The following is a 19210-nucleotide window of genomic DNA, read 5'->3' as shown; positions in this document are numbered from 1 at the left end:
GGGCGGCGCACATGGCCCCACAATACAAACTAAGGGATCAAGCCACATGAGGCAGATGATCGTCGGCAACTGGAAGATGAACGGGCTCACAGCCCCGTCGCGCGACCTCGTGAGCGCGATCGCACAGGGTCTGAAAGCCATTCCCAACCCGCCGCCGGTGGTGGTCTGCCCGCCCTTCACCCAACTGGCGGCCATAGGGCCCCTGCTGAAGGGCACCGGCATCGCGCTGGGTGCCCAGAACTGCCATCACGAACCGTCGGGCGCGCATACCGGCGATATCTCGGCCGCCATGCTGGCCGAACTGGGCGTGGAATACGTCATCCTCGGCCATTCCGAGCGTCGGCGGGAACATGGCGAGCTCGACGAAACGGTGCGCGAGAAGGCCGTGGCCGCGATGGAAGCCGGCCTGACGCCGATCGTCTGCATCGGCGAGAGCGCCGACCAGCGCGCCGCTGGCGAGTATCAGGACGCCGTCGGCTGGCAGATCAAGGGCTCGCTGCCCGACAATTTCAACGGCATCGTGGCCTATGAGCCGATCTGGGCCATCGGCTCGGGCGTGCCGGCATCGACGCAGGACATCGCGGACATGATGGGCTTCATCCGCGCCGAGCTCACGCGCCAGTTCGGCGAGGCCGGGAAGACCATGCGGATTCTCTATGGCGGGTCGGTCAATGGGCGCGAAGCCCCCACCATTCTGCCGATCGCGGAGGTCGGTGGTGCGCTGGTGGGTGGTGCCAGCCTGAAGGCGGACGCATTTCTGCCGATTGTCCGCGCCGCCATTGACCTGTAAACGGTCGGTCTGCGCCGCCCTATCGGAAGTCGAGAATGATCACCGTCCTGCTTTTTCTGCACCTGTTCGTCACCCTGGCCCTGATCGGAACCGTCCTGATCCAGCGCAGCGAAGGCGGCGGCCTGGGTATCGGCAGCAGCCAGGGCATGGGCAGCTTCATGTCCGGGCGCGGAACGGCCAATCTGCTGACGCGCACCACCTCGGTCCTGGCCGGCATCTTCATGGTGCTGTCGCTGACCCTGGCGGTCATGAACCGGGGTGCCGCGACCGGTGGCGGCCATGACATCCTGGCCCAGCCGCCCGCCCCGACGGCCCCCGCGCCCGCTCCCGCCGCCCCCCCGGCCGTGCCGGCGGCACCAGCGGCCACGCACTGAAGAATGGGCTGTCTTCCCCACGGGAGGCAGCCTTTTTTTATCTCCGCAAACGCGATGGTTATTCGCTTTGCCCGGCAGGTCGAAACGGTGTAGGGAGGCCATCCATGACGCGGTTTGTATTCATCACTGGCGGCGTGGTCTCCTCTCTCGGTAAAGGCATTGCCTCTGCAGCCCTCGCGGCGCTGCTGCAGGCACGCGGTTACCGGGTCCGGCTACGCAAGCTCGACCCCTATCTCAACGTCGATCCGGGCACCATGAGCCCGTATCAGCACGGCGAAGTCTTCGTAACCGACGACGGCGCAGAGACCGATCTCGACCTCGGGCATTATGAACGCTTTACAGGCGTGCATGCCACCCGGGCCGACAACGCCACCACCGGCCAGATCTACTCGGATGTGATCGCGCGCGAACGGCGCGGCGATTATCTGGGTGCCACGGTGCAGGTCATCCCCCACATCACGGACGCCATCAAGGAAGCCGTGGTCGCGGGTACGGAAGACCTGGATTTCGTGCTGGTGGAAATCGGCGGCACGGTCGGTGACATCGAAAGCCTGCCCTTCCTCGAAGCCATTCGCCAGTTGCGCAATGACCTGGGCGCCGGGCAGACGATGTTCGTCCACCTGACCCTGCTGCCGTGGATTCCCTCGGCCGGCGAACTGAAGACGAAGCCGACCCAGCATTCCGTGAAGGAACTGCAGAATGTCGGCATCCAGCCCCAGATGCTGCTCTGCCGGTCGGACCGGCCGATACCGGATACCGAACGCCGGAAGATCGCCAATTTCTGCAATGTGCGCCCGGAAGCCGTGATCGCGGCGCTGGATGTCGACACGATCTATGCCTGCCCGATCTCCTACCATGCCGAAGGCATGGACAACGAGGTGCTGCGCCATTTCGGCCTGCCCTTCGACCAGGAGCCCGACCTGTCACGCTGGCACCGGGCCCTGGATGCGATTCGCAACCCCGAGGGCGAAGTCCGCATCGCGGTCGTCGGCAAATACACGGCTCTGCTCGATGCCTATAAATCCCTGATCGAAGCCCTGCTGCATGGCGGCATCGCCAACCGGGTGCGGGTCAAGCTGGACTGGGTTGAAGCCGAGACGTTCGAAAAGTCGGAAGACGCGCTCGAAGCCCTGCACGACGTGCACGCGATTCTGGTGCCCGGTGGATTCGGCGAACGCGGCGCGGAAGGCAAGATCCAGGCCGTGCGCTTTGCTCGCGAGCATAACATCCCGTTCCTGGGCATCTGCTTCGGCATGCAGATGGCGGTCATCGAGTGCGCCCGCAATCTCGCGGGCCTCCCCGATGCCTCTTCCACCGAGTTCGGCCCGACCGACGAGCCGCTGGTCGGCCTGATGACCGAATGGGCCCGTGGCAACGAATTGCTGCGCCGGCGCGAAGGCGGAGAGTTGGGCGGGACGATGCGCCTGGGCGCCTACCCCGCCAAACTGGCCGAAGGGTCGCGCGTCGCTGAAATCTACGGCCGGACCGACATCCGCGAGCGGCATCGTCATCGCTACGAGGTCAATGTCCATTACCGCGAGAAGCTGGAACAGACCGGTATGCGATTCTCGGGCATGTCGCCCGACGACATCCTGCCGGAAGTGGTCGAATATCCTGATCACCCGTGGTTCGTCGGCGTGCAGTATCACCCGGAACTGCTCTCCAAGCCGTTCGATCCGCATCCGCTGTTCTCCGGTTTCGTCGGTGCGGCGGTCAAGAAGATGCGCCTGGTATGACAGCACCCCGCTCGCTCGCGATCGGTGATCTGCCGGTCGGCAATCACCTGCCGTTCGTCCTGATCGCCGGCCCGTGCCAGATCGAATCCGAAGCCCACACCATGGAAATGGCCGAGGCGCTGTGTGCGATCGCGCGCGAGACCGGGGTCGGGATGATCTATAAAAGCTCGTTCGATAAGGCGAACCGCACCAGCATCGGTGCGGCGCGCGGCGTCGGCATGGCCAGGGGGCTGGACATCCTGGCCCGTGTGCGCGAGCGATTCGGCATACCCGTCCTGACCGACGTACACGCGGCCGAGCAATGCGCAGCCGTGGCCGAAGCTGTCGACGTGCTCCAGATTCCGGCCTTTCTCTGCCGCCAGACAGACCTCCTGCTGGCGGCGGGCGAGACCGGGGCTGCGATCAACGTCAAGAAGGGGCAGTTCCTGGCACCGTGGGACATGAAGAATGTCGCGGCCAAGATCGCCTCGACCGGCAACGAGCGGATCCTGCTGTGCGAGCGCGGCACCAGCTTCGGCTACAACACGCTGGTCAACGACATGCGCGGCCTGCCGATCATGGCCGAGACCGGCTACCCCGTGGTGTATGACGCCACCCACTCGGTCCAGCAGCCTGGTGGCCTTGGCGGGTCTTCGGGCGGCCAGCGTGAATACGCTCCCATTCTGGCCCGCGCGGCGCTGGCGATCGGTGTGGCGGCCGTCTTCATTGAGACCCATCAGGACCCGGACCACGCCCCCAGCGACGGCCCGAACATGATCCCGATCAGCGAGATGAAGCCCCTGATCGAGCGCTTGGCCAGCTACGACCGCCTGACCAAGACCTTCTGAGCAATCCGGCCGGCACTGCGCGCGGGCGGCGAGTCCGCGCGCAGTGCCGCAAGACTGTCAGGACAGACTGACCAGCATCGCCAGCCCCAGGCAGGCCATGAAGACGGCGGTAAGCCACAACCGCAGGGCCAGATAGCCCGAAGGCAGTTCTCCCCGGCGCCACGCCGCCCGCTCTGCCAGGAACAACCCGAAAAATCCCGCCAGCAGCACAGCCAGCCCGATCGACACATGGCCAAGGAAAGTTGCATGGCAGGCCAGCCAGCCGAGCGGCAATGGCAGAGCCCCCATCAGCAGCCGCCGATTGTCGCGCCCCGTGTCCAGACGCGTCCCCGTGATCAACATGGGACGGTCCAGCGCCAGCCCCCAATGCACGGCGCCGCTGAAGGCCAGCACCAGGGCGGCATATTCCACCAGCCCCATGGTCATGCCCGGCACCGCGCCGGAGGAAAACAGTCCTCCTACGGCAAGGGCGATGGCTGGAATCGGGCTGACAATTCCCATCAGAACCGTTGGAAGCGGCAGGCGTTTCATGTTCTTCTTCCTCCTGCCCTGCTATTATCGCTTGGCTCGCCGCCTGCCCATGATACCGATCACAGGCGGCAGGAGAATTTTGCCTGGCATGTCGGGATGACCGCGAGGACATCCCGATCGCCGTTGCATGTCGCGGCCGACCTGCAACGGGCCCAATAGTCATAAACCGAGGAATCAGACCCATGAGTGCTATCGTCGATATCGTCGCGCGCGAAATCCTGGACAGTCGCGGCAACCCGACCGTGGAGGTCGATGTCGAACTGGCATCCGGCGCGAAGGGCCGGGCTGCCGTCCCGTCCGGGGCATCGACGGGCGCGCACGAGGCGGTCGAACTGCGTGACGGCGACAAGTCCCGCTACGGCGGCAAGGGCGTGCTGAAGGCGCTGGAGAATATCGAGGGTGAAATCCTCGAAGCCCTGCAGGGGGCCGAATCGGCCGATCAGGTCGCGATCGACGAAGCGATGATCGATCTCGACGGCACTCCCAACAAGGCCCGGCTGGGCGCCAACGCGATCCTGGCCGTCTCGCTGGCGGTCGCCAAGGCGTCGGCAGAGGAATTGCAGGTTCCGCTCTATCGCTATGTCGGCGGCGTGTACGCCCGCACCCTGCCAGTACCGATGATGAACATCGTCAATGGCGGCCAGCATGCCGACAACCCAATCGACATCCAGGAGTTCATGATCCAGCCGGTGGGCGCGCCCACCCTGGCCGACGCGGTGCGCGTGGGGTCCGAGATCTTCGCCCAGCTCAAGAAGAACCTGTCGGCGGCCGGCCACAACACCAATGTCGGCGACGAAGGCGGCTTTGCCCCCGGCCTGAAATCGGCCGACGAGGCCCTGGGCTTCATCACCAAGGCCGTGGAAGCCGCCGGCTATCGTCCGGGCGAGGACGTCACCTTCGCGCTGGATTGCGCCTCGACCGAATTCTACCGCGACGGCCGCTACGTCATGGAAGGCGAAGGCAAGAGCCTGGATTCGGCCGGCATGATCGGCTACCTGGCCGACCTCGTCTCCCGCTACCCCATCGTGTCGATCGAAGACGGTCTGGCCGAAGACGATTGGGAAGGCTGGGCCGCCCTGACCGCCACCCTGGGCAAGACCGTCCAACTGGTCGGTGACGATCTGTTCGTGACCAATCCGGAGCGCCTGCGTCGCGGCATCAAGGCTGGCGTCGCCAATTCGCTGCTGGTCAAGGTCAACCAGATCGGCACGCTGAGCGAGACTCTGGAAGCGGTCGAGATGGCGCATCGCGCGGGCTACACGGCGGTGATGAGCCACCGTTCCGGCGAGACCGAGGATTCGACCATCGCCGACCTGGCAGTCGCGACCAATTGCGGGCAGATCAAGACCGGCTCGCTGTCGCGCTCCGACCGGACCGCGAAATACAACCAGCTGATCCGGATCGAGAACGAACTGGCGACTGCCGCCCGCTATGCCGGCCGCACGATCCTGAAGACCGCCTGAAGACTTTGGCCCGATTCGGCGGCATACGCGGAAAACTGTTTCCCGCCGCCGCCGAATCGGGGATAGTACACAACAGATTTGGTAGCAGGCTGAAATGGGAGAAAGACTGACCATGCAGATCGGCCGGATTGTGCGGCGGACCCTCCGTATGGTCGTCCCCCCTTCCCTGTTCATCGGCCTTACCGCCTATTTCGGCGTCAACGCCATGCAGGGCGACCACGGCATTCACAGCTATCAGGCACAGTTGCACCTGCTGGACGAGGCCCGCGCCGCACAGATGGACGCGGTCTCGGAACAGAATGCCTGGACCCGCCGGGTCAGTGGGCTGAAGGAAAAAGCACTGGACCGCGATACGCTGGACGAACGGTCACGCGCGATGCTGAACCTGGCGCGGCCCGGCGAACTCGTCATCCCCTACGGCCCGCACGACCGGCTATTCTAAGCGGCTGCCTGCAACGTCATCCCGCCGGCGATCCTGAGGGATATTTTCCGCGCTTCGCAGCACTCTCGCTCGGGAGGCTGAATTTTCAAACAGCCGCCACCAAGCGCACGCGCGTACCAACTCCTGAAACGAAAAAGGCCGGGCACCCCGCAGGATGTCCGGCCTCTTTTTTCGACCTATCCCACGCGCAACGCGCGGGATAGAGCGGATTATTTGATCTTCGCTTCGCGGAAGGCCACATGCTTGCGCGCAACGGGGTCGTATTTCCGCATCTCGAGCTTGCCGGTCTGGGCACGGGCATTCTTCTTCGTGACGTAGAAATACCCGGTGTCTGCCGACGAGACGAGCTTGATCTGAATGGTGTTGGTCTTGGCCATGGAATCCTCAGCACTGCTCCGCCGCTGCTGGAACAATCAGGTGCAGCAGTGGTTCAAGTCGGCGGAAAATGCGCATACAGAGCCCTCAGGTCAAGCGTTAGTCGCACGAATCGAGCAGATATGTGTGCATGCCCGCCGAATAAGGGAGAATTGGGACCGATGCTGAGTGTCGCCGAAGCCCAGGCACGTATCCTGGCAGATCTCGTACCCACGGGGCCGGAACTGGTACCGCTGGCCGATTCCTGGGGACGAATCGCCGCCACCGACATCTTTGCCCGGCTGGACAACCCGCCGGCCGATGTCTCGTCCATGGATGGCTATGCGGTGCGGGCAGCCGATTGCATGCCGGACAGCATCCTGTCGCTGGTGGGCGAGAGCCCGGCGGGCCATCCCTTCTCCGGCCAAGTCGGCCCCGGTGAAACCGTGCGTATCTATACAGGCAGCCTGGTTCCCGATGGCGCCGACGCGATTCTGATCCAGGAAAACGCCCATGAGGATCAAAAGGCGGTCACGGTCACCGTTCCGCCGGCTTCCGGGCAGTATATCCGCCGCCGGGGACAGGATTTCGCCCAGGGGCAGATCGTCGTCCCGGCCGGACGGGCACTGACGGCACGGGATATCGGGCTAGCGGCGGCGGCGAACCACGCCTGGGTTCCCGTGCACCGACGCCCGGTCGTGGCCATCCTCTCCACAGGCGACGAAATCGCGCTGCCGGGCGAACCGATCGCGCCGGGCGGCATCGCCAACTCCAATACCCCGATGCTTGCCGCCCTCGTGCGCGCCTGCGGCGGCATACCGGTCATGCTCCCGTCCGCACGGGATACCACATCGGATATCGCGCGCCTGGCCCAGGGGATCGAAACCGCCGACCTGCTGCTGACCGCAGGGGGCGCCAGCGTCGGCCGCTACGACCTGGTGCAACAGGGGCTGGAGCAGATCGGGCTCTCGGTCGATTTCTGGAAGATCGCCATGCGTCCCGGCAAGCCGCTGATGCATGGCCGGATCGGCCGGGTGCCGGTCCTGGGGCTGCCGGGCAATCCGGTGGCCGCCCTGGTCTGCGGCCTGGTCTTCGCCCTGCCGGCGATTCGCACCCTGGCCGGGCACACGACCCCGCACCTGCCCGAGGATCTGGCGAGTCTGGGCGGCGACCTGCCGGAGAACGACCGGCGGGCCGATTATCTGCGCGCTACGCTCTCCCGTGCGCCGGATGGCGGCCTGATCGCGACGGCCTTTAGCCGACAGGATTCGGCAATGCTGCACATACTGGCCCGCAGCGAGGCCCTGATCATGCGGCCGCCACATGCGTCCCCCGCACGCGCAGGCGAGCCTTGCCGGATCATCAGGCTGGACACACTCTCGATCTGATCCCCCATTTCCATAACGGCAATGATATTGACGACCGGGTGGGAACCAATATAGAACACAACAAGGCGGTTTCCTGTTTGTTCCCTTCTGTTGACAACGGATTGGCCGACTGACGGAACGACTGGGTCACGGGGTGCCAATGCTGACGCGCAAGCAACATGAACTGCTGCTGTTCATCGATCGGCACCTGAAACAGACCGGGTTCTCCCCCTCCTTCGACGAAATGAAGGATGCGCTGAACCTGCGATCGAAATCCGGCATTCACCGGTTGATTTCGGCATTGGAGGAACGCGGTTTCCTGCAACGCCGCCATCACCGCGCCCGGGCGCTGGAGGTCCTGCGCCTGCCGGAAATGGCCTCGCCCGCCACGCCACGGGAGCCTGCGGGTGCCACCATGGCGACCAGCCCCGCGCCAGACGCGGTCGATCATTCCTTCGTGCCCAACGTCATCAAGGGCGATTTCGCCAACCGGCTGGCGGGCGCGCCCATCGCCACCGATGCCGAGGCGGTCAGCCTGCCGTTCTACGGCCGTATCGCCGCCGGCCAGCCGATCGAGGCGTTGCGCGAGACCGGGGCCCAGGTCTCGGTTCCGATCAACCTGCTGGGCCGTGGCGATCACTACACGCTGGAAGTCGCCGGCGATTCGATGGTCGAGGCCGGGATTCTCGACGGCGACACCGTCATCATCCGCCGGGGCGACACCGCCGATAACGGACAGATCGTGGTCGCACTGATCGACGACCAGGAAGTCACGCTGAAACGGCTACGCCGACGTGGCAGCACAATCGCCCTGGAACCTGCCAACGCACGTTACGAATCACGCATCGTGCCGTCCGACCGGGTGCGCATTCAGGGGTCGTTGGTGGGTTTGCTACGCCGTTATTGATGAAGGCGTTAAGGGGGCTCGGAGACGTCAACGAAGCTTCGGGCCCGTTGGTTCTGGAAGGCTGCCAGCCTTCCAGAACCATCAAGGACCAGAGACCTGCCGCGCGAAGCGGCAGGCCGTCAGTGTGGTCAGTAAGGAGCCGGTCCCATGGGTCCCGCTCCATAAGAGTTCGCGATCACGTTGGAAATAATACCCGTCGCCAGGGCCGTCAGCAGAAACTGGTTTCCGTACTGGACCCAGTAATATCCGGGCGGCGGCGCATAAAGGCCGCGATAACGCCGCCAATCCTGCACCTGCCACATGCCCGAACGAGGCCCGTCATAGCGGTCCCCACGTCTCCACATCCGGCCGCCGCCATACTGCGGTCCGCCACGGTCATAGCCAGGACCGCCGCCGGGACCACCAGGACCGCGACGATCACCCCGGTCGCCCGGCCCGCCACGTCCGTCATAGCCGCCAGGGCCGCCACCGGGGCCACCACCGCCGCGATTACCCGGCCCACCACGCCCGTCATATGCGCCGGGCCCGCCGCCGGGGCCACCGCGACCACGACTATCGCCACGATCACCCGGACCACCGCGCCCATCATGTACGCCCGGGCCGTTGCCAGAGCCATTGGAACCATCCGGGGCACGTTGCGCGTCAGCAGTACCCGAGGCACCCACAATCAGACAGCCCAGAACCAGGCCGGTCATCAGTTTTGCTTTCACCGGATTCTCCTTTACTGGTGCGGATCATGTTGCCCACTTGTGGCGAAATCCAGACGCAATCGCGCATGCCGCGTTACAAAATGTGCGGAAAAAGGCGTGGCATAGACAACCGATCGTCGCGCTCGCCCAAACGCCCGACATTCTACCGGGATCACGTCGCCGGTCGGAATCCCGCTTTCAAACCGCCTCGAACGGCGGCAGCAACCGGGCCAATTCATCGACCTGCGCCGGGCCGATCCGGTCCAGATGGGGAAATTCTGCCAGCACCCGCGCGCCGCCAAACAGGCTGATGGCGCGTCGCGCTTCGGGGGATGGCGGTCCGTTCAGCACCACCCCGGCAATGGCAACTCCCCGCTGACGCAGGGCCTGCAAGGTCAGCAGCGTATGGTTGATCGTCCCGAGTTGGCTGCGCGCGACCAGTACAACCGGCAGCGCGAAGCGGGCGATCAGGTCGATCATCATGCAATCCGGCGCAACAGGCACCATCACGCCGCCCGCCCCTTCCACGACCAGCGTCCGTTCGCCCCGCGCAGCGGGCAGGCGCAACGCGGCGGTATCGAGCACGATATTTTCCCGTTCGGCGGCATCGAAAGGCGAAAGCGGCGCGGCCAGCACCGCGGCGGGTGGATGAAGGCGGTCCGGTTCCAGCCCGGCCAGCGCCGTCACCGTCACGCTGTCCGCGATGTCCTCGGCAATTCCGGTCTGGAACGGCTTCCAATACTCCGCCGCCCAGGCGCGAACCAGGCAGGCCGATACCAGCGTCTTGCCGACACCGGTATCCGTGCCCGTCACGAAGACCCCCTTGCGTGCAGGCGTCCGAAACAAGCCGTAGCCGACGCCGTACGTCACCGTCACGCCCGACGGCGTTTCCAGATCGCGCAGCAGGCGGCGCATCATACCCGGCGCGACCGGGCGCACGCCCTCACGCGGCAGCGAGGCGCCGATCTGGCGCAGTTCGCGCACAAAGGCCAGCGCCGTTCCCGGACGATCGAGAATCGTCTCGACTTCCCAGAACCCCTGCCCCACATGCGGCCAATCCTCCGCCAGCCGCTCCGGGGTCGGATAGGCCGGAATTGCGCAATCCTGGCCCGCGGCCGCATGAACAAGCCGCCACTCGTCGAAGCTACCGTCGCAGAGGGTGGAGAACGCCATCATGCCGCCGGGCGCCAGCATGGCGGCCAGTCGCGCCAGAGTCGCGGCGCGGTCCGTAAACCACTGCATCGACAGGCTGGAACAGATCAGGTCGTATCCCCCGCCCGCCGCTTCCGGCGCCTCCGCATCCAGCACCAGACCGCGCACTTCGCCCTGCCCATGCAGCCCCTCAAGACGGTAGAGCGCGCGGTCGCGCATTTCCGGCGCCAGATCGCTCACCGTCAGGTCCGCATCAGGAAACAGGCGGTGCAGATACTGGCTCAGAAACCCCGTGCCGCATCCCAGTTCCAGAATGCGCGTGGGCGCGCTGCCGGCGGCGACAATCCGTTCGGCCAGCCGCGCGGCGACCAGGCGCTGCACCCGCGCCGCATCGTCATATGTCTCGGCCGCACCGAAACGGGCAGCGATCCGCTGCTTGCGCACGCTCATGGCCGGCCCGTTTCCGCCATCAGGCGGGCGATCGCAGCGGCACATCGGTCAGGGTGAGTCAGCGGCAATAGATGCCCGCCCCCCTCGATCCATTCGACCGGTACACGGTCGCGGAAGCCGGCCTCGACCATCGCGGGCGGGGCAATCGGGTCCTCCCCACCAGCCAGCACGCGAATCGGCGGCAAAGCGGCATCCGCCTCCCCGTCCAATACGCCGCGCGCGTCGGCATCCCGCAGCAATTCCAGCGCCTGGTCCAGCCGTCCCGCCCGCGCCGGACCAGGCGCTGGCGTCGCGATTCCCGCACGCCCGCGAAAGGTCGCGACCACATCATCCGGATGCTGCTCCAACCCGCGCATCATGCGCTCGATCACACGACGCGGAATGCCCTGCGGATAATCGGACGTGGCGCCGAACCGGGCGAAACCGTTGATCAGCAGCATCCCGACGCAATCGGGAGGCGGATTCAACAGCAGCCACAACGCACCCAGCGAATGGCCAACCGCCACATGCCGTCCTGCCGGCCGCGCCGTCATGTTCTCAGGCCCGAAGAAGCCGAAATCCAGCATCGTCGTCTCAACCCGGCCCAACCGTGCCCGAACAGGCTGCCAGAAATCGGGCGTAAACCCCCAGCCATGGACAAGGAACAGCGCCGTCGGCGCAGCATCATCGGACAATGCCATGCTCCCGCGCCCCCTCGTCGAGTGCTCGTAGCAGACGGTCGAGCATCCCCGCATCATGCGCCGCGCTTAACGCCAGCCGGATACGGGCTGTCCCAGGCGGCACAGTCGGCGGCCGAATCGCGCCACCCAGAATGCCTTGGGCGGCCAGCGTGCGAGCCAAGGCAAGCGCCTGCCCGGCATCTCCCACCATCACCGGCACGATCTGCGTGGAGGACAAGCCGGTGGACCAGCCCCGCCCCCCCAGTTCCGTCCGCAAATGCGCCGCCAGAGACGCCAGATGGCTGCGCTCCGCATCCAGTGTCGGCACAAGGTCCAGCGCGGCATCGATTGCTCCCAGCAGGGCGGGTGGCAGCGCGGTGGTATAAATAAAGCCCGAACACGTACTGACCAACCAGTCGCACAGCGCGCGCGAGCCCGCGACATAGGCACCGAACCCGCCCAGTGCCTTGCTGAAGGTGCCCATCACCAGATCCACCCCGCCGGCCTCGGCGGAAAGGCCCCTTCCCTCCGGCCCCAGCACGCCCGTCGCATGCGCCTCGTCCAGATACAGGAACGCCTCATACTGGCCGGCCAGCGCCTTCAGGGCGACGACATCCGCCCGGTCGCCATCCATGCTGAACACGCTTTCGGTGATGATGAAGCGCAGACCCTTCCGGTCGCGATGCCGCTCCAGCATCTGTTCCAGATGGCCGAGATCGTTATGGGCAAACCGGATCTGACGGATACCGGCTGCCTGACAGCCATGATGCAGGCTGGCGTGGTTCAGCCGGTCGGTAAACACCACGGCCGGCGCGCCGGTCGCTTCCATCGACAGCCGGAACAGGGCCGGCAGGATCGCGGCATTGGCCTGCCACCCCGATGCCAGCAGCAAGGCGGCCTCAGTCCCCTTGAAACGCGCGAGTTTTTCTTCGACCAGCCGATGCTGTTCGCTTGTTCCCGTCACCAGGCGCGATGCCCCGCTGCCGGTACCGAACCGTTGCGTCCAGTCGATGGCACGCGCCTTCAGCGCCGGGTGGACGGACAGGCCCAGATAATCGTTGGACGAGAAATTCAGCAGCGTCGCGCCATCATGCCGGACCAGTACGGGGCCATCGCGCTCCAGCGGACGCAGAGCGCGCCGCAGATGATTGCGGGACAGTCCTTCCAGCGCGGTCTGGAAAAATGCATCGAAACGGGTCATGAAGCGATGGTTTGTGCCGGACCCTATGGACCCGGTCAATTCCAGTCTGCCGTCCGTCCCCCAAGGAGACCATGCCCCATGACCGGACCGGACTGGTTCGATGCCGGCCTGCCGCATATCTGGCTGCCCTACACCCAGATGCAGACGGCCTCGCCCCCCATACCCGCCATCGCGACGGGCGGCTGCCGGATCAGCCTCGCCGATGGGCGCGAACTGGTGGACGGCATCGCCTCGTGGTGGACCGCCTGCCATGGCTACAATCACCCCCATATCCGTCAGGCGGCCATCGACCAGCTTGCGCGCATGCCGCACGTCATGTTCGGCGGCCTGGTGCACGAGCCCGCGTTACGCCTGGCCCGACGGCTGGCGGACCTGCTGCCGGGTGACCTGGAGCGCGTCTTCTTTTCCGATTCCGGTTCCGTCGCGGTCGAGGTCGCGATCAAGATGGCGATGCAATACTGGCTGAACCGGGGCCAGTCAGGGCGAACCCGGCTGGTCGCGTTTCGCGGCGGCTATCACGGCGATACGCTGGCCACCATGGCGGTGTGCGACCCGGAGGAAGGCATGCACAGCTTGTTCGCCGGCATCCTGCCCCAGCATTTCATCACCGACCTCCCGCGCGACGACCACACGACCGCCGCGCTGGAACGGCTGATGGAAACCGAAGGGCAGAACGTGGCGGCAATCCTGGTCGAGCCGCTGGTCCAGGGCGCGGGCGGCATGCTGTTTCATGACCCCGCGACCCTGCGGCGCCTGCGCGACATTGCCGACCGCCACGGCGTGCTGCTGATCCTGGATGAGATCTTCACCGGTTTCGGCCGCACGGGCACCATGTTCGCGTGCCAGCAGGCGGATATCGTACCGGATATCGTTACCCTGTCGAAGGCATTGTCCGGCGGCACCGTGCCATTGGCCGCCACCGTGGCACGAGCCCATATCTTCGCGGCGTTTCTGTCGGACGACCCAATGCATGCGCTGATGCATGGCCCCACCTTCATGGCCAACCCATTGGCCTGCGCCTGCGCGAATGCCTCGCTGGACCTGTTCGAACGTGAACCGCGCCTGGACCAGGTCGCGGCGATCGAGGAGCAGATGCGCGACGAACTGGAGGCATGCCGCTACCTGCCGGCCGTGCGTGACGTAAGGGTCATGGGCGCGATCGGGGTGGTCGAACTGGACCGCATAAACGACATCAACCGCCTGAAGACCAGGCTGGTCGAACAGGGCGTATGGGTGCGCCCATTCCGCTCGATCGTTTACCTCACACCGGCTTTCACGGTGACGAACGCAGAACTGGCCCGGCTGACGGGCGCGATCCGCACCGTGCTGGCCGAAGCCCCCTGAGAGCCTGACCGGACATGCGCGCTGGCGGCGATCCAACGCGCGTTTCCTGCGCTTCGGTGCTCATGGCCATCAAGGCCACTCCGCTCCGATGCTCGGAAACACACGTTGGGCGCGGCCCGAAACGAGCCGCGCTCACTCGCCAGCGCGCATGTCCGGTCAGGCTCTGAGAGGGTAAAGACACGGACCGGCGTTTACCGCCGGTCCCCGGATCAATCAGGCTTCGACGGGAGCAAGTTCCGAATCCGACCCCGGACGGTTTTTTTCGACTGTCGCTTCCTCGCCGCCATCCTCGGCCGCGTCATCACCCTCCGTCACCGCCATCGGGCGCTGGCGGACATGCCGCTCCTGGCGTTCCTGCTGATTCTGCTGCGCCGCCTGGGCCATGGCATTCAGAATGCGGAAATAATGTTCGGCATGCTGGAAATAGGCTTCGGCCATAACGCGGTCGCCCGAGCCGCTGGCATCACGCCCGAGCTGCAGGTATTTTTCAAACAATTGCTGGGCGGTGCCACGAATACGCAGATCCGGCCCATTACTGTCGAACACATGGTTACGATTGAGGGGGATCTGGCCGTTCTGCTGGCGTACACTTCCGCCATTGCTGCCGCCCGAACGATGGTGCCGGCCCCGCATGCGTTTCATGTTCATAAGCTGTCGCAGCACTTTCCTGTTAACGGTCGCTCTTTGCCTGCGCCCGCCGGGGCCAACCATCCCCTATTGTCATTCTGAGTGCCTGGCGTGCAGCCCGGCATCTGATCCTGCAGCATCATGCAACGACCCAGGCCCCTGCACGCACCCGTGCGGTCATTTCCGTTTTCATGCATTCAGGATCGGTATGCGACATCTCGGAAAGGTAAAAACCCCCGTCCGCATTCCATCGGTAATCTATGCCCTTATATCCGCTCTGCCAAATGGTTTTTTACTCCATGGCAGGTGAGAAAGCCGGTTTGACGGCAATCCAGCGCGCATTGCCCATGCATCGGGACCTGTGTCCCCCAGTCCGCGCCACTCCGATGCCCGCAAACCTGGGCTGACCACCCCGTCGCGCGGCATTCCCGCCCGGTGGCCCGCTTTCCCGAAAAACCGCTCACGACCGCCGATGTCGCATCACGACCGCACGCGGAATTCCCCCCAGATCGGCGCGGACATCCACGATTTCCAGCCCGGATTGCCGCGCCAGCGTCGGCATGCTGTTTTCCTGCCCGATCCCGATTTCGAAAACAGCAACCCCATCATGCGCTAGAAGCAGAGGTAGGGCGCCGGTCAGCAACCGATAGGCATCCAGCCCATCCGCGCCGCCATCCAGCGCGCGTACCGGCTCATAATCCCGGACATCCGGCATCAGGCCGGCCAGATCGCCCTGCGGAATATAGGGCGGATTACTGAATACCACGTCGAACACGCCGCGAATCGATGCAGCCCAGTCGCCGGCCAGCATCGCGCTTCGCCCCTCCAGTCCGGCCCGTCGGGCGTTGCGCGCGGCCAGGCGCGCGGCATCGGGTGCGATATCCACCCCCACCCCCCAGGCCGCGCCATACTCGCTCAGCGCCGCCAGCAGCAGGCAGCCGGCCCCGGTTCCCAGATCGAGCACGCTGCGGACCCGTTCGCGATCGGGGCAGTAATCCAGCAGGGCCTCGATCAGCGTTTCGCTGTCGGGGCGGGGAATCAGGGTCGCGGGCGAGGTTTCCAGTTCCAGAGACCAGAAGCCGGCGCGTCCGGTAATGTGCGCCATCGGTTCGCGCGCCGCCCGGCGCCGCACGGCCGCCACAAATCCGGCTCGCTCGGAATCGGTCATCCGCGCGCGCGCCAGCAGGCCCGCAAGATCGGTGCCGAGAACGTGGGCCATCAACAGCCGCGCCTCGCGACGCGGATCGTCCACGTCGGCGTCGCGCAATCGCGCCCCGCCCCAGCCAAGCCATGTCCGCAGATCCGCCTCATCACCCGGCACCGCCAGCGCATCCTCTTTCATTTCAGGCGAAATCCGTCCTACTCTGGCACCATGATGCCGCAGTCTCGTTCATGGAAAATCCTTATCTTTCTTGGCGCGGGCGCGGTCCTGGCGTCAGCGTCCCGCCCTGCGCTGGCAGGCACCTTCACCGTCGTTGACGGTCGCGCGGACAATGAGATTTCTGAAATCTCCCGCCTTTATGTCGACGAACAGCTCGCCGCCACGATCCGGCTCGACGCATCGGCGCCGCAACGGGCCGTCCACGTCGAGACCGCCGCCGGGCGTATCAACCACACCTATGCGCTATGCGGTGAAATTACCATACGCACGCCCGATGGCCGGACGGAAACGCATGAGGTCAATGGCGGCGGCATCCTGCACCATCCGGAAGGGCGCACGCTGAACGCGCTGGGTACCCGCAACTTCACCGAATTCTATCTGGCCGACCCGGACGACCCCTCGGTGGTCGAGCGCCAGCCCGGCCGGTCTGAAATCTGCTCCGTTCCAACGTCCTGAAACCCCGCTGCAACTGCGCGCAGGCAGCGATCCGGCGTGCATTTCAAGCCAGGTTCTGCAAATTGCGTTATAAGCCCTCGGCGGCCAGCAGGCTGGCCTGCTCGTCCTGGATCAGGGCGTCGATGAATTCGTCGAACTCGCCCAGCATCACGCGATCGATCTTGTAGGCCGTCAGGTTGATCCGGTGGTCGGTCACGCGACCCTGCGGGAAATTGTAGGTGCGGATCCGTTCCGACCGGTCTCCGGTCCCCACCTGCGACTTGCGGTCGGCGGCGCGGCTGGCATGGGCGGTGGCACGCTCGCGCTCGTACAGCCGCGACATCAGGATCTTCATCGCCTTGGCACGGTTCTTGTGCTGGCTTTTTTCCTCCTGCATCGCCACCACCACGCCGGTCGGCAGATGGGTGATGCGCACAGCACTCTCGGTCTTGTTGACGTGCTGCCCACCCGCGCCAGAAGCCCGGTAGACATCGATGCGCAGGTCGCTGTCATTGATCTGGACATCCACCTCACCCGCCTCGGGCAACATGGCCACCGTCACGGTCGAGGTATGAATACGGCCCTGGCTTTCAGTTGCCGGCACGCGCTGCACGCGGTGCACGCCCGATTCGTATTTCAGGCGCGCGAACACCCCGCGCCCCGCGATGGTGGCCATCCCCTCGCGCAGACCGCCCAGTTCCGATTCGTCAAATTCCATCACCTCGAATCGCCAGCCACGAAGAGCAGCATAGCGGCGGTAGGCATCGAACAGTTGCGCCGCGAACAGGGCGGCCTCGTCCCCTCCGGCAGCCGGGCGAATTTCGAGGATGGCGCTGCGCTCGTCGGCCTCGTCGCGCGGCAGCATGGCAATACGGATATCCTGGCGCAGTTCCGCGATCCGGTCGTGCAGATCGCCCAGTTCGGCCTCGGCCAGTTCGCGCATTTCCGGATCGGCCAGCAACGATTCGGACTGAATAGCTTCCCGCTCCGCCTGACGCAGCGCACCAATCCGGCTGACGATGGGCTCCAGTTCGGCATATTCGCGCGACGCCTTGCTGAATGCCTCCCCCACCACCCCCCGGGCAAGCATGTCCTGCAATTCTTCCGACCGGCCAACGATCCGGTCCAACCTGTCGTCAAGACTCATGGTTCAGCAGCCAACCGCTCCGGCCAGATACGGCGCGACCGCGTCCAGCGCCAGTTCGTTCTGCGACCCTTCATCCAGAGCCTTCACCTGGGCCACGCCGCGCGCCACTTCATCATCGCCGATCAGCACGGCATGGGTGGCACCGATGCGATTCGCCCGTTCCATCCGGCGCTTGGCATTGCCGCGATAGGCGATTTCGGCGCGCACGCCATGGGCGCGCAGGGCCTGCAACAGCGTCACGGCCGCACCGCTGGCGCCCTCGCCCAGCGGCACCACCGCCACGGGGCGCGGCGCTGCGGGCGCGCTGTCCAGCAGCAGCGCCAACCGCTCGATCCCGCCGGCCCAGCCAATGGCCGGCGTGCGCGGGCCGCCCATTTCGGCCACCAGCCCATCATAGCGGCCACCGGCCAGCACCGTGCCCTGGGTACCCAGCTTCTCGGTCACGAATTCAAAGGTCGTGTGCCCGTAATAATCCAGCCCACGCACGATGCCCGGATTCTCGCGGAACGGCACACCCAACACATCCAGCGCCGAGCGCAGGTCGTCCCAGAACGTGCGGGCCTCGTCGGTCAGGAAGGCACCGATCAGCGGCGCATCGGCCACCAGCGCCCGGTCCTGTGGCGCCTTGCTGTCCAGAATGCGCAGCGGATTGCGCTCCAGCCGGGCACGGCTGTCATCGGACAACTGGTCCTTGAACTCGGTAAAATAGGCGACCAGCGCGGCACGCCAGGCGGCGCGGCTCTCGGTATCGCCCAGCGTGTTCAATTCCACCACCGTATCGTCGGCAATGCCTAGCGCCTTCAGGATATCCCGCCCCATGGCGATCACTTCCGCATCGGCCAGCGCCTCGGCCGCGCCGATCAGTTCGGCACCGATCTGGTGGAACTGCCGATACCGTCCCTTCTGCGGGCGCTCGTAGCGGAACATCGGCCCCGCATAGAACACTTTCTGCGGCAGGGACTGGGTCAGGCCATTGGTCACCAGTGCGCGGCACACACCCGCCGTGCCCTCGGGCCGCAAAGTCAGGGATTCACCGCCCCGGTCCTCGAACGAATACATCTCCTTCGACACCACGTCGGACGTATCGCCCAGCGAGCGCGCGAAGACCCGCGTATCCTCGAAAATCGGGGTAGACCACTCATCGAAGCCGTACAGGCCCGCGATACGCCGCGCGGTATCTACCACATGGGCATGGCGCCGCTGCCCCTCGCCGATCAGGTCATGGGTACCACGGACGGGTTGCAGGCTGCTCACGGATCGATGTTCCTGTTTTCTGAATCATAGATGTGTTCCGCCCCGAACGGGGCGGAACACAATAAAGGACGGCAAGTCTC

At 65.4% G+C, this 19210-nt stretch carries 20 protein-coding genes; 10 read left to right on the top strand and 10 right to left on the bottom strand.

What is annotated here, in order from left to right; genetic code table 11:
- Positions 1–46: 46 nt before the first annotated feature.
- The 4 genes from tpiA to kdsA all read left to right on the top strand — a co-directional run bounded on the left by tpiA (position 47) and on the right by kdsA (position 3727).
- Positions 47–790 (top strand): triose-phosphate isomerase, encoded by a 744-nt coding sequence (tpiA, locus tag C7453_RS14730; protein WP_114728331.1) that lies wholly within the window; start codon positions 47–49, stop codon positions 788–790.
- A gap of 35 nt (positions 791–825) precedes the next feature.
- Positions 826–1164 (top strand): preprotein translocase subunit SecG, encoded by a 339-nt coding sequence (gene secG, locus C7453_RS14725; RefSeq protein ID WP_114728329.1) that lies wholly within the window; start codon positions 826–828, stop codon positions 1162–1164.
- 104 nt (positions 1165–1268) lie between these two features.
- Positions 1269–2900 (top strand): CTP synthase, encoded by a 1632-nt coding sequence (locus C7453_RS14720; RefSeq protein ID WP_114728327.1) that lies wholly within the window; start codon positions 1269–1271, stop codon positions 2898–2900.
- Positions 2897–3727: a 3-deoxy-8-phosphooctulonate synthase gene (gene kdsA, locus C7453_RS14715; RefSeq protein ID WP_114728325.1), complete on the top strand. Its 831-nt coding sequence runs from the start codon at positions 2897–2899 to the stop codon at positions 3725–3727. The genes C7453_RS14720 and kdsA overlap by 4 nt, the downstream gene beginning before the upstream one ends.
- 57 nt (positions 3728–3784) lie before the next feature.
- On the opposite strand, the gene C7453_RS14710 is transcribed toward kdsA, so the two are convergent.
- The gene (locus C7453_RS14710; RefSeq protein ID WP_114728323.1) at positions 3785–4258 is read right to left on the bottom strand and encodes a DUF3429 domain-containing protein; all 474 of its coding nucleotides are present in this window, start codon (positions 4256–4258) and stop codon (positions 3785–3787) included.
- 182 nt (positions 4259–4440) lie between these two features.
- On the opposite strand from C7453_RS14710, the gene eno reads away from it, so the two are divergent.
- Both eno and C7453_RS14700 read left to right on the top strand, forming a co-directional pair.
- A complete protein-coding gene (gene eno / locus C7453_RS14705; RefSeq protein WP_114728321.1) occupies positions 4441–5721 on the top strand; it encodes a phosphopyruvate hydratase in 1281 nt (426 codons plus the stop codon).
- Between the two features lie 112 nt (positions 5722–5833).
- Positions 5834–6163 (top strand): FtsB family cell division protein, encoded by a 330-nt coding sequence (locus tag C7453_RS14700; RefSeq protein ID WP_114728319.1) that lies wholly within the window; start codon positions 5834–5836, stop codon positions 6161–6163.
- A gap of 209 nt (positions 6164–6372) precedes the next feature.
- Here the strand turns inward: C7453_RS14700 and rpmG are convergent, their stop codons facing one another.
- Positions 6373–6540, bottom strand: a complete 168-nt coding sequence (gene rpmG, locus C7453_RS14695; RefSeq protein WP_114728317.1) for a 50S ribosomal protein L33 — start codon at positions 6538–6540, stop codon at positions 6373–6375.
- A gap of 159 nt (positions 6541–6699) precedes the next feature.
- Between rpmG and C7453_RS14690 the strand changes: the two genes are divergently transcribed.
- A complete protein-coding gene (locus C7453_RS14690; protein ID WP_114728315.1) occupies positions 6700–7905 on the top strand; it encodes a molybdopterin molybdotransferase MoeA in 1206 nt (401 codons plus the stop codon).
- Positions 7906–8044: 139 nt separating this feature from the next.
- Entirely contained in the window at positions 8045–8791 is a 747-nt protein-coding gene (gene lexA, locus C7453_RS14685) for a transcriptional repressor LexA (protein ID WP_114728313.1), read from the top strand.
- 128 nt (positions 8792–8919) lie between these two features.
- Here the strand turns inward: lexA and C7453_RS19460 are convergent, their stop codons facing one another.
- The 4 genes from C7453_RS19460 to C7453_RS14665 all read right to left on the bottom strand — a co-directional run bounded on the left by C7453_RS19460 (position 8920) and on the right by C7453_RS14665 (position 12942).
- Positions 8920–9093, bottom strand: coding sequence for an RcnB family protein (locus C7453_RS19460; protein WP_245949067.1), 174 nt, complete (start codon positions 9091–9093; stop codon positions 8920–8922).
- Between the two features lie 585 nt (positions 9094–9678).
- On the bottom strand, positions 9679–11082 hold the full coding sequence (gene bioD, locus C7453_RS14675; RefSeq protein WP_114728309.1) for a dethiobiotin synthase: 1404 nt from the start codon (positions 11080–11082) through the stop codon (positions 9679–9681).
- On the bottom strand, positions 11079–11756 hold the full coding sequence (locus C7453_RS14670) for an alpha/beta fold hydrolase (protein WP_245949064.1): 678 nt from the start codon (positions 11754–11756) through the stop codon (positions 11079–11081). The genes bioD and C7453_RS14670 overlap by 4 nt, the downstream gene beginning before the upstream one ends.
- Positions 11746–12942 (bottom strand): aminotransferase class I/II-fold pyridoxal phosphate-dependent enzyme, encoded by a 1197-nt coding sequence (locus tag C7453_RS14665; protein ID WP_114728305.1) that lies wholly within the window; start codon positions 12940–12942, stop codon positions 11746–11748. The genes C7453_RS14670 and C7453_RS14665 overlap by 11 nt, the downstream gene beginning before the upstream one ends.
- 78 nt (positions 12943–13020) lie before the next feature.
- Here C7453_RS14665 and C7453_RS14660 point away from each other — a divergent pair, with 78 nt between their 5' ends.
- Positions 13021–14286 (top strand): adenosylmethionine--8-amino-7-oxononanoate transaminase, encoded by a 1266-nt coding sequence (locus C7453_RS14660; protein ID WP_114728303.1) that lies wholly within the window; start codon positions 13021–13023, stop codon positions 14284–14286.
- A 213-nt stretch (positions 14287–14499) separates the two neighbouring features.
- On the opposite strand, the gene C7453_RS14655 is transcribed toward C7453_RS14660, so the two are convergent.
- Together C7453_RS14655 and prmC are read right to left on the bottom strand one after the other, a co-directional pair.
- Positions 14500–14934: a DUF4167 domain-containing protein gene (locus C7453_RS14655; protein WP_114728301.1), complete on the bottom strand. Its 435-nt coding sequence runs from the start codon at positions 14932–14934 to the stop codon at positions 14500–14502.
- A gap of 439 nt (positions 14935–15373) precedes the next feature.
- A complete protein-coding gene (gene prmC, locus C7453_RS14650) occupies positions 15374–16255 on the bottom strand; it encodes a peptide chain release factor N(5)-glutamine methyltransferase (RefSeq protein ID WP_114728299.1) in 882 nt (293 codons plus the stop codon).
- Positions 16256–16285: 30 nt separating this feature from the next.
- On the opposite strand from prmC, the gene C7453_RS14645 reads away from it, so the two are divergent.
- On the top strand, positions 16286–16750 hold the full coding sequence (locus C7453_RS14645; protein WP_114728297.1) for a hypothetical protein: 465 nt from the start codon (positions 16286–16288) through the stop codon (positions 16748–16750).
- Between the two features lie 67 nt (positions 16751–16817).
- Here the strand turns inward: C7453_RS14645 and prfA are convergent, their stop codons facing one another.
- Complete coding sequence (gene prfA, locus C7453_RS14640; protein ID WP_114728295.1) at positions 16818–17876, bottom strand: peptide chain release factor 1; 1059 nt, start codon at positions 17874–17876, stop codon at positions 16818–16820.
- A 3-nt stretch (positions 17877–17879) separates the two neighbouring features.
- Positions 17880–19130, bottom strand: a complete 1251-nt coding sequence (gene hisS / locus C7453_RS14635; protein WP_114728293.1) for a histidine--tRNA ligase — start codon at positions 19128–19130, stop codon at positions 17880–17882.
- Positions 19131–19210: the final 80 nt, after the last annotated feature.

The organism is Gluconacetobacter liquefaciens, assembly GCF_003350405.1.
Taxonomy (GTDB): Bacteria; Pseudomonadota; Alphaproteobacteria; order Acetobacterales; family Acetobacteraceae; genus Gluconacetobacter; species Gluconacetobacter liquefaciens.
Note: the sequence above shows the minus strand (reverse complement) of the source record. Positions and strands in the feature narration are given on the sequence as shown.

Coding starts and splice junctions, on each gene's coding strand:
- prmC (WP_114728299.1), bottom strand. CDS start 16,255: ATGAAAGAGGATGCGCTGGCGGTGCCGGGTGATGAGGCGGATCTGCGG.
- C7453_RS14655 (WP_114728301.1), bottom strand. CDS start 14,934: ATGAACATGAAACGCATGCGGGGCCGGCACCATCGTTCGGGCGGCAGC.
- eno (WP_114728321.1), top strand. CDS start 4,441: ATGAGTGCTATCGTCGATATCGTCGCGCGCGAAATCCTGGACAGTCGC.
- rpmG (WP_114728317.1), bottom strand. CDS start 6,540: ATGGCCAAGACCAACACCATTCAGATCAAGCTCGTCTCGTCGGCAGAC.
- lexA (WP_114728313.1), top strand. CDS start 8,045: ATGCTGACGCGCAAGCAACATGAACTGCTGCTGTTCATCGATCGGCAC.
- prfA (WP_114728295.1), bottom strand. CDS start 17,876: ATGAGTCTTGACGACAGGTTGGACCGGATCGTTGGCCGGTCGGAAGAA.
- C7453_RS14645 (WP_114728297.1), top strand. CDS start 16,286: ATGATGCCGCAGTCTCGTTCATGGAAAATCCTTATCTTTCTTGGCGCG.
- C7453_RS14700 (WP_114728319.1), top strand. CDS start 5,834: ATGCAGATCGGCCGGATTGTGCGGCGGACCCTCCGTATGGTCGTCCCC.
- C7453_RS14690 (WP_114728315.1), top strand. CDS start 6,700: ATGCTGAGTGTCGCCGAAGCCCAGGCACGTATCCTGGCAGATCTCGTA.
- kdsA (WP_114728325.1), top strand. CDS start 2,897: ATGACAGCACCCCGCTCGCTCGCGATCGGTGATCTGCCGGTCGGCAAT.
- C7453_RS14665 (WP_114728305.1), bottom strand. CDS start 12,942: ATGACCCGTTTCGATGCATTTTTCCAGACCGCGCTGGAAGGACTGTCC.
- C7453_RS14720 (WP_114728327.1), top strand. CDS start 1,269: ATGACGCGGTTTGTATTCATCACTGGCGGCGTGGTCTCCTCTCTCGGT.
- C7453_RS14710 (WP_114728323.1), bottom strand. CDS start 4,258: ATGAAACGCCTGCCGCTTCCAACGGTTCTGATGGGAATTGTCAGCCCG.
- bioD (WP_114728309.1), bottom strand. CDS start 11,082: ATGAGCGTGCGCAAGCAGCGGATCGCTGCCCGTTTCGGTGCGGCCGAG.
- tpiA (WP_114728331.1), top strand. CDS start 47: ATGAGGCAGATGATCGTCGGCAACTGGAAGATGAACGGGCTCACAGCC.
- C7453_RS14660 (WP_114728303.1), top strand. CDS start 13,021: ATGACCGGACCGGACTGGTTCGATGCCGGCCTGCCGCATATCTGGCTG.
- C7453_RS19460 (WP_245949067.1), bottom strand. CDS start 9,093: ATGTGGCAGGTGCAGGATTGGCGGCGTTATCGCGGCCTTTATGCGCCG.
- secG (WP_114728329.1), top strand. CDS start 826: ATGATCACCGTCCTGCTTTTTCTGCACCTGTTCGTCACCCTGGCCCTG.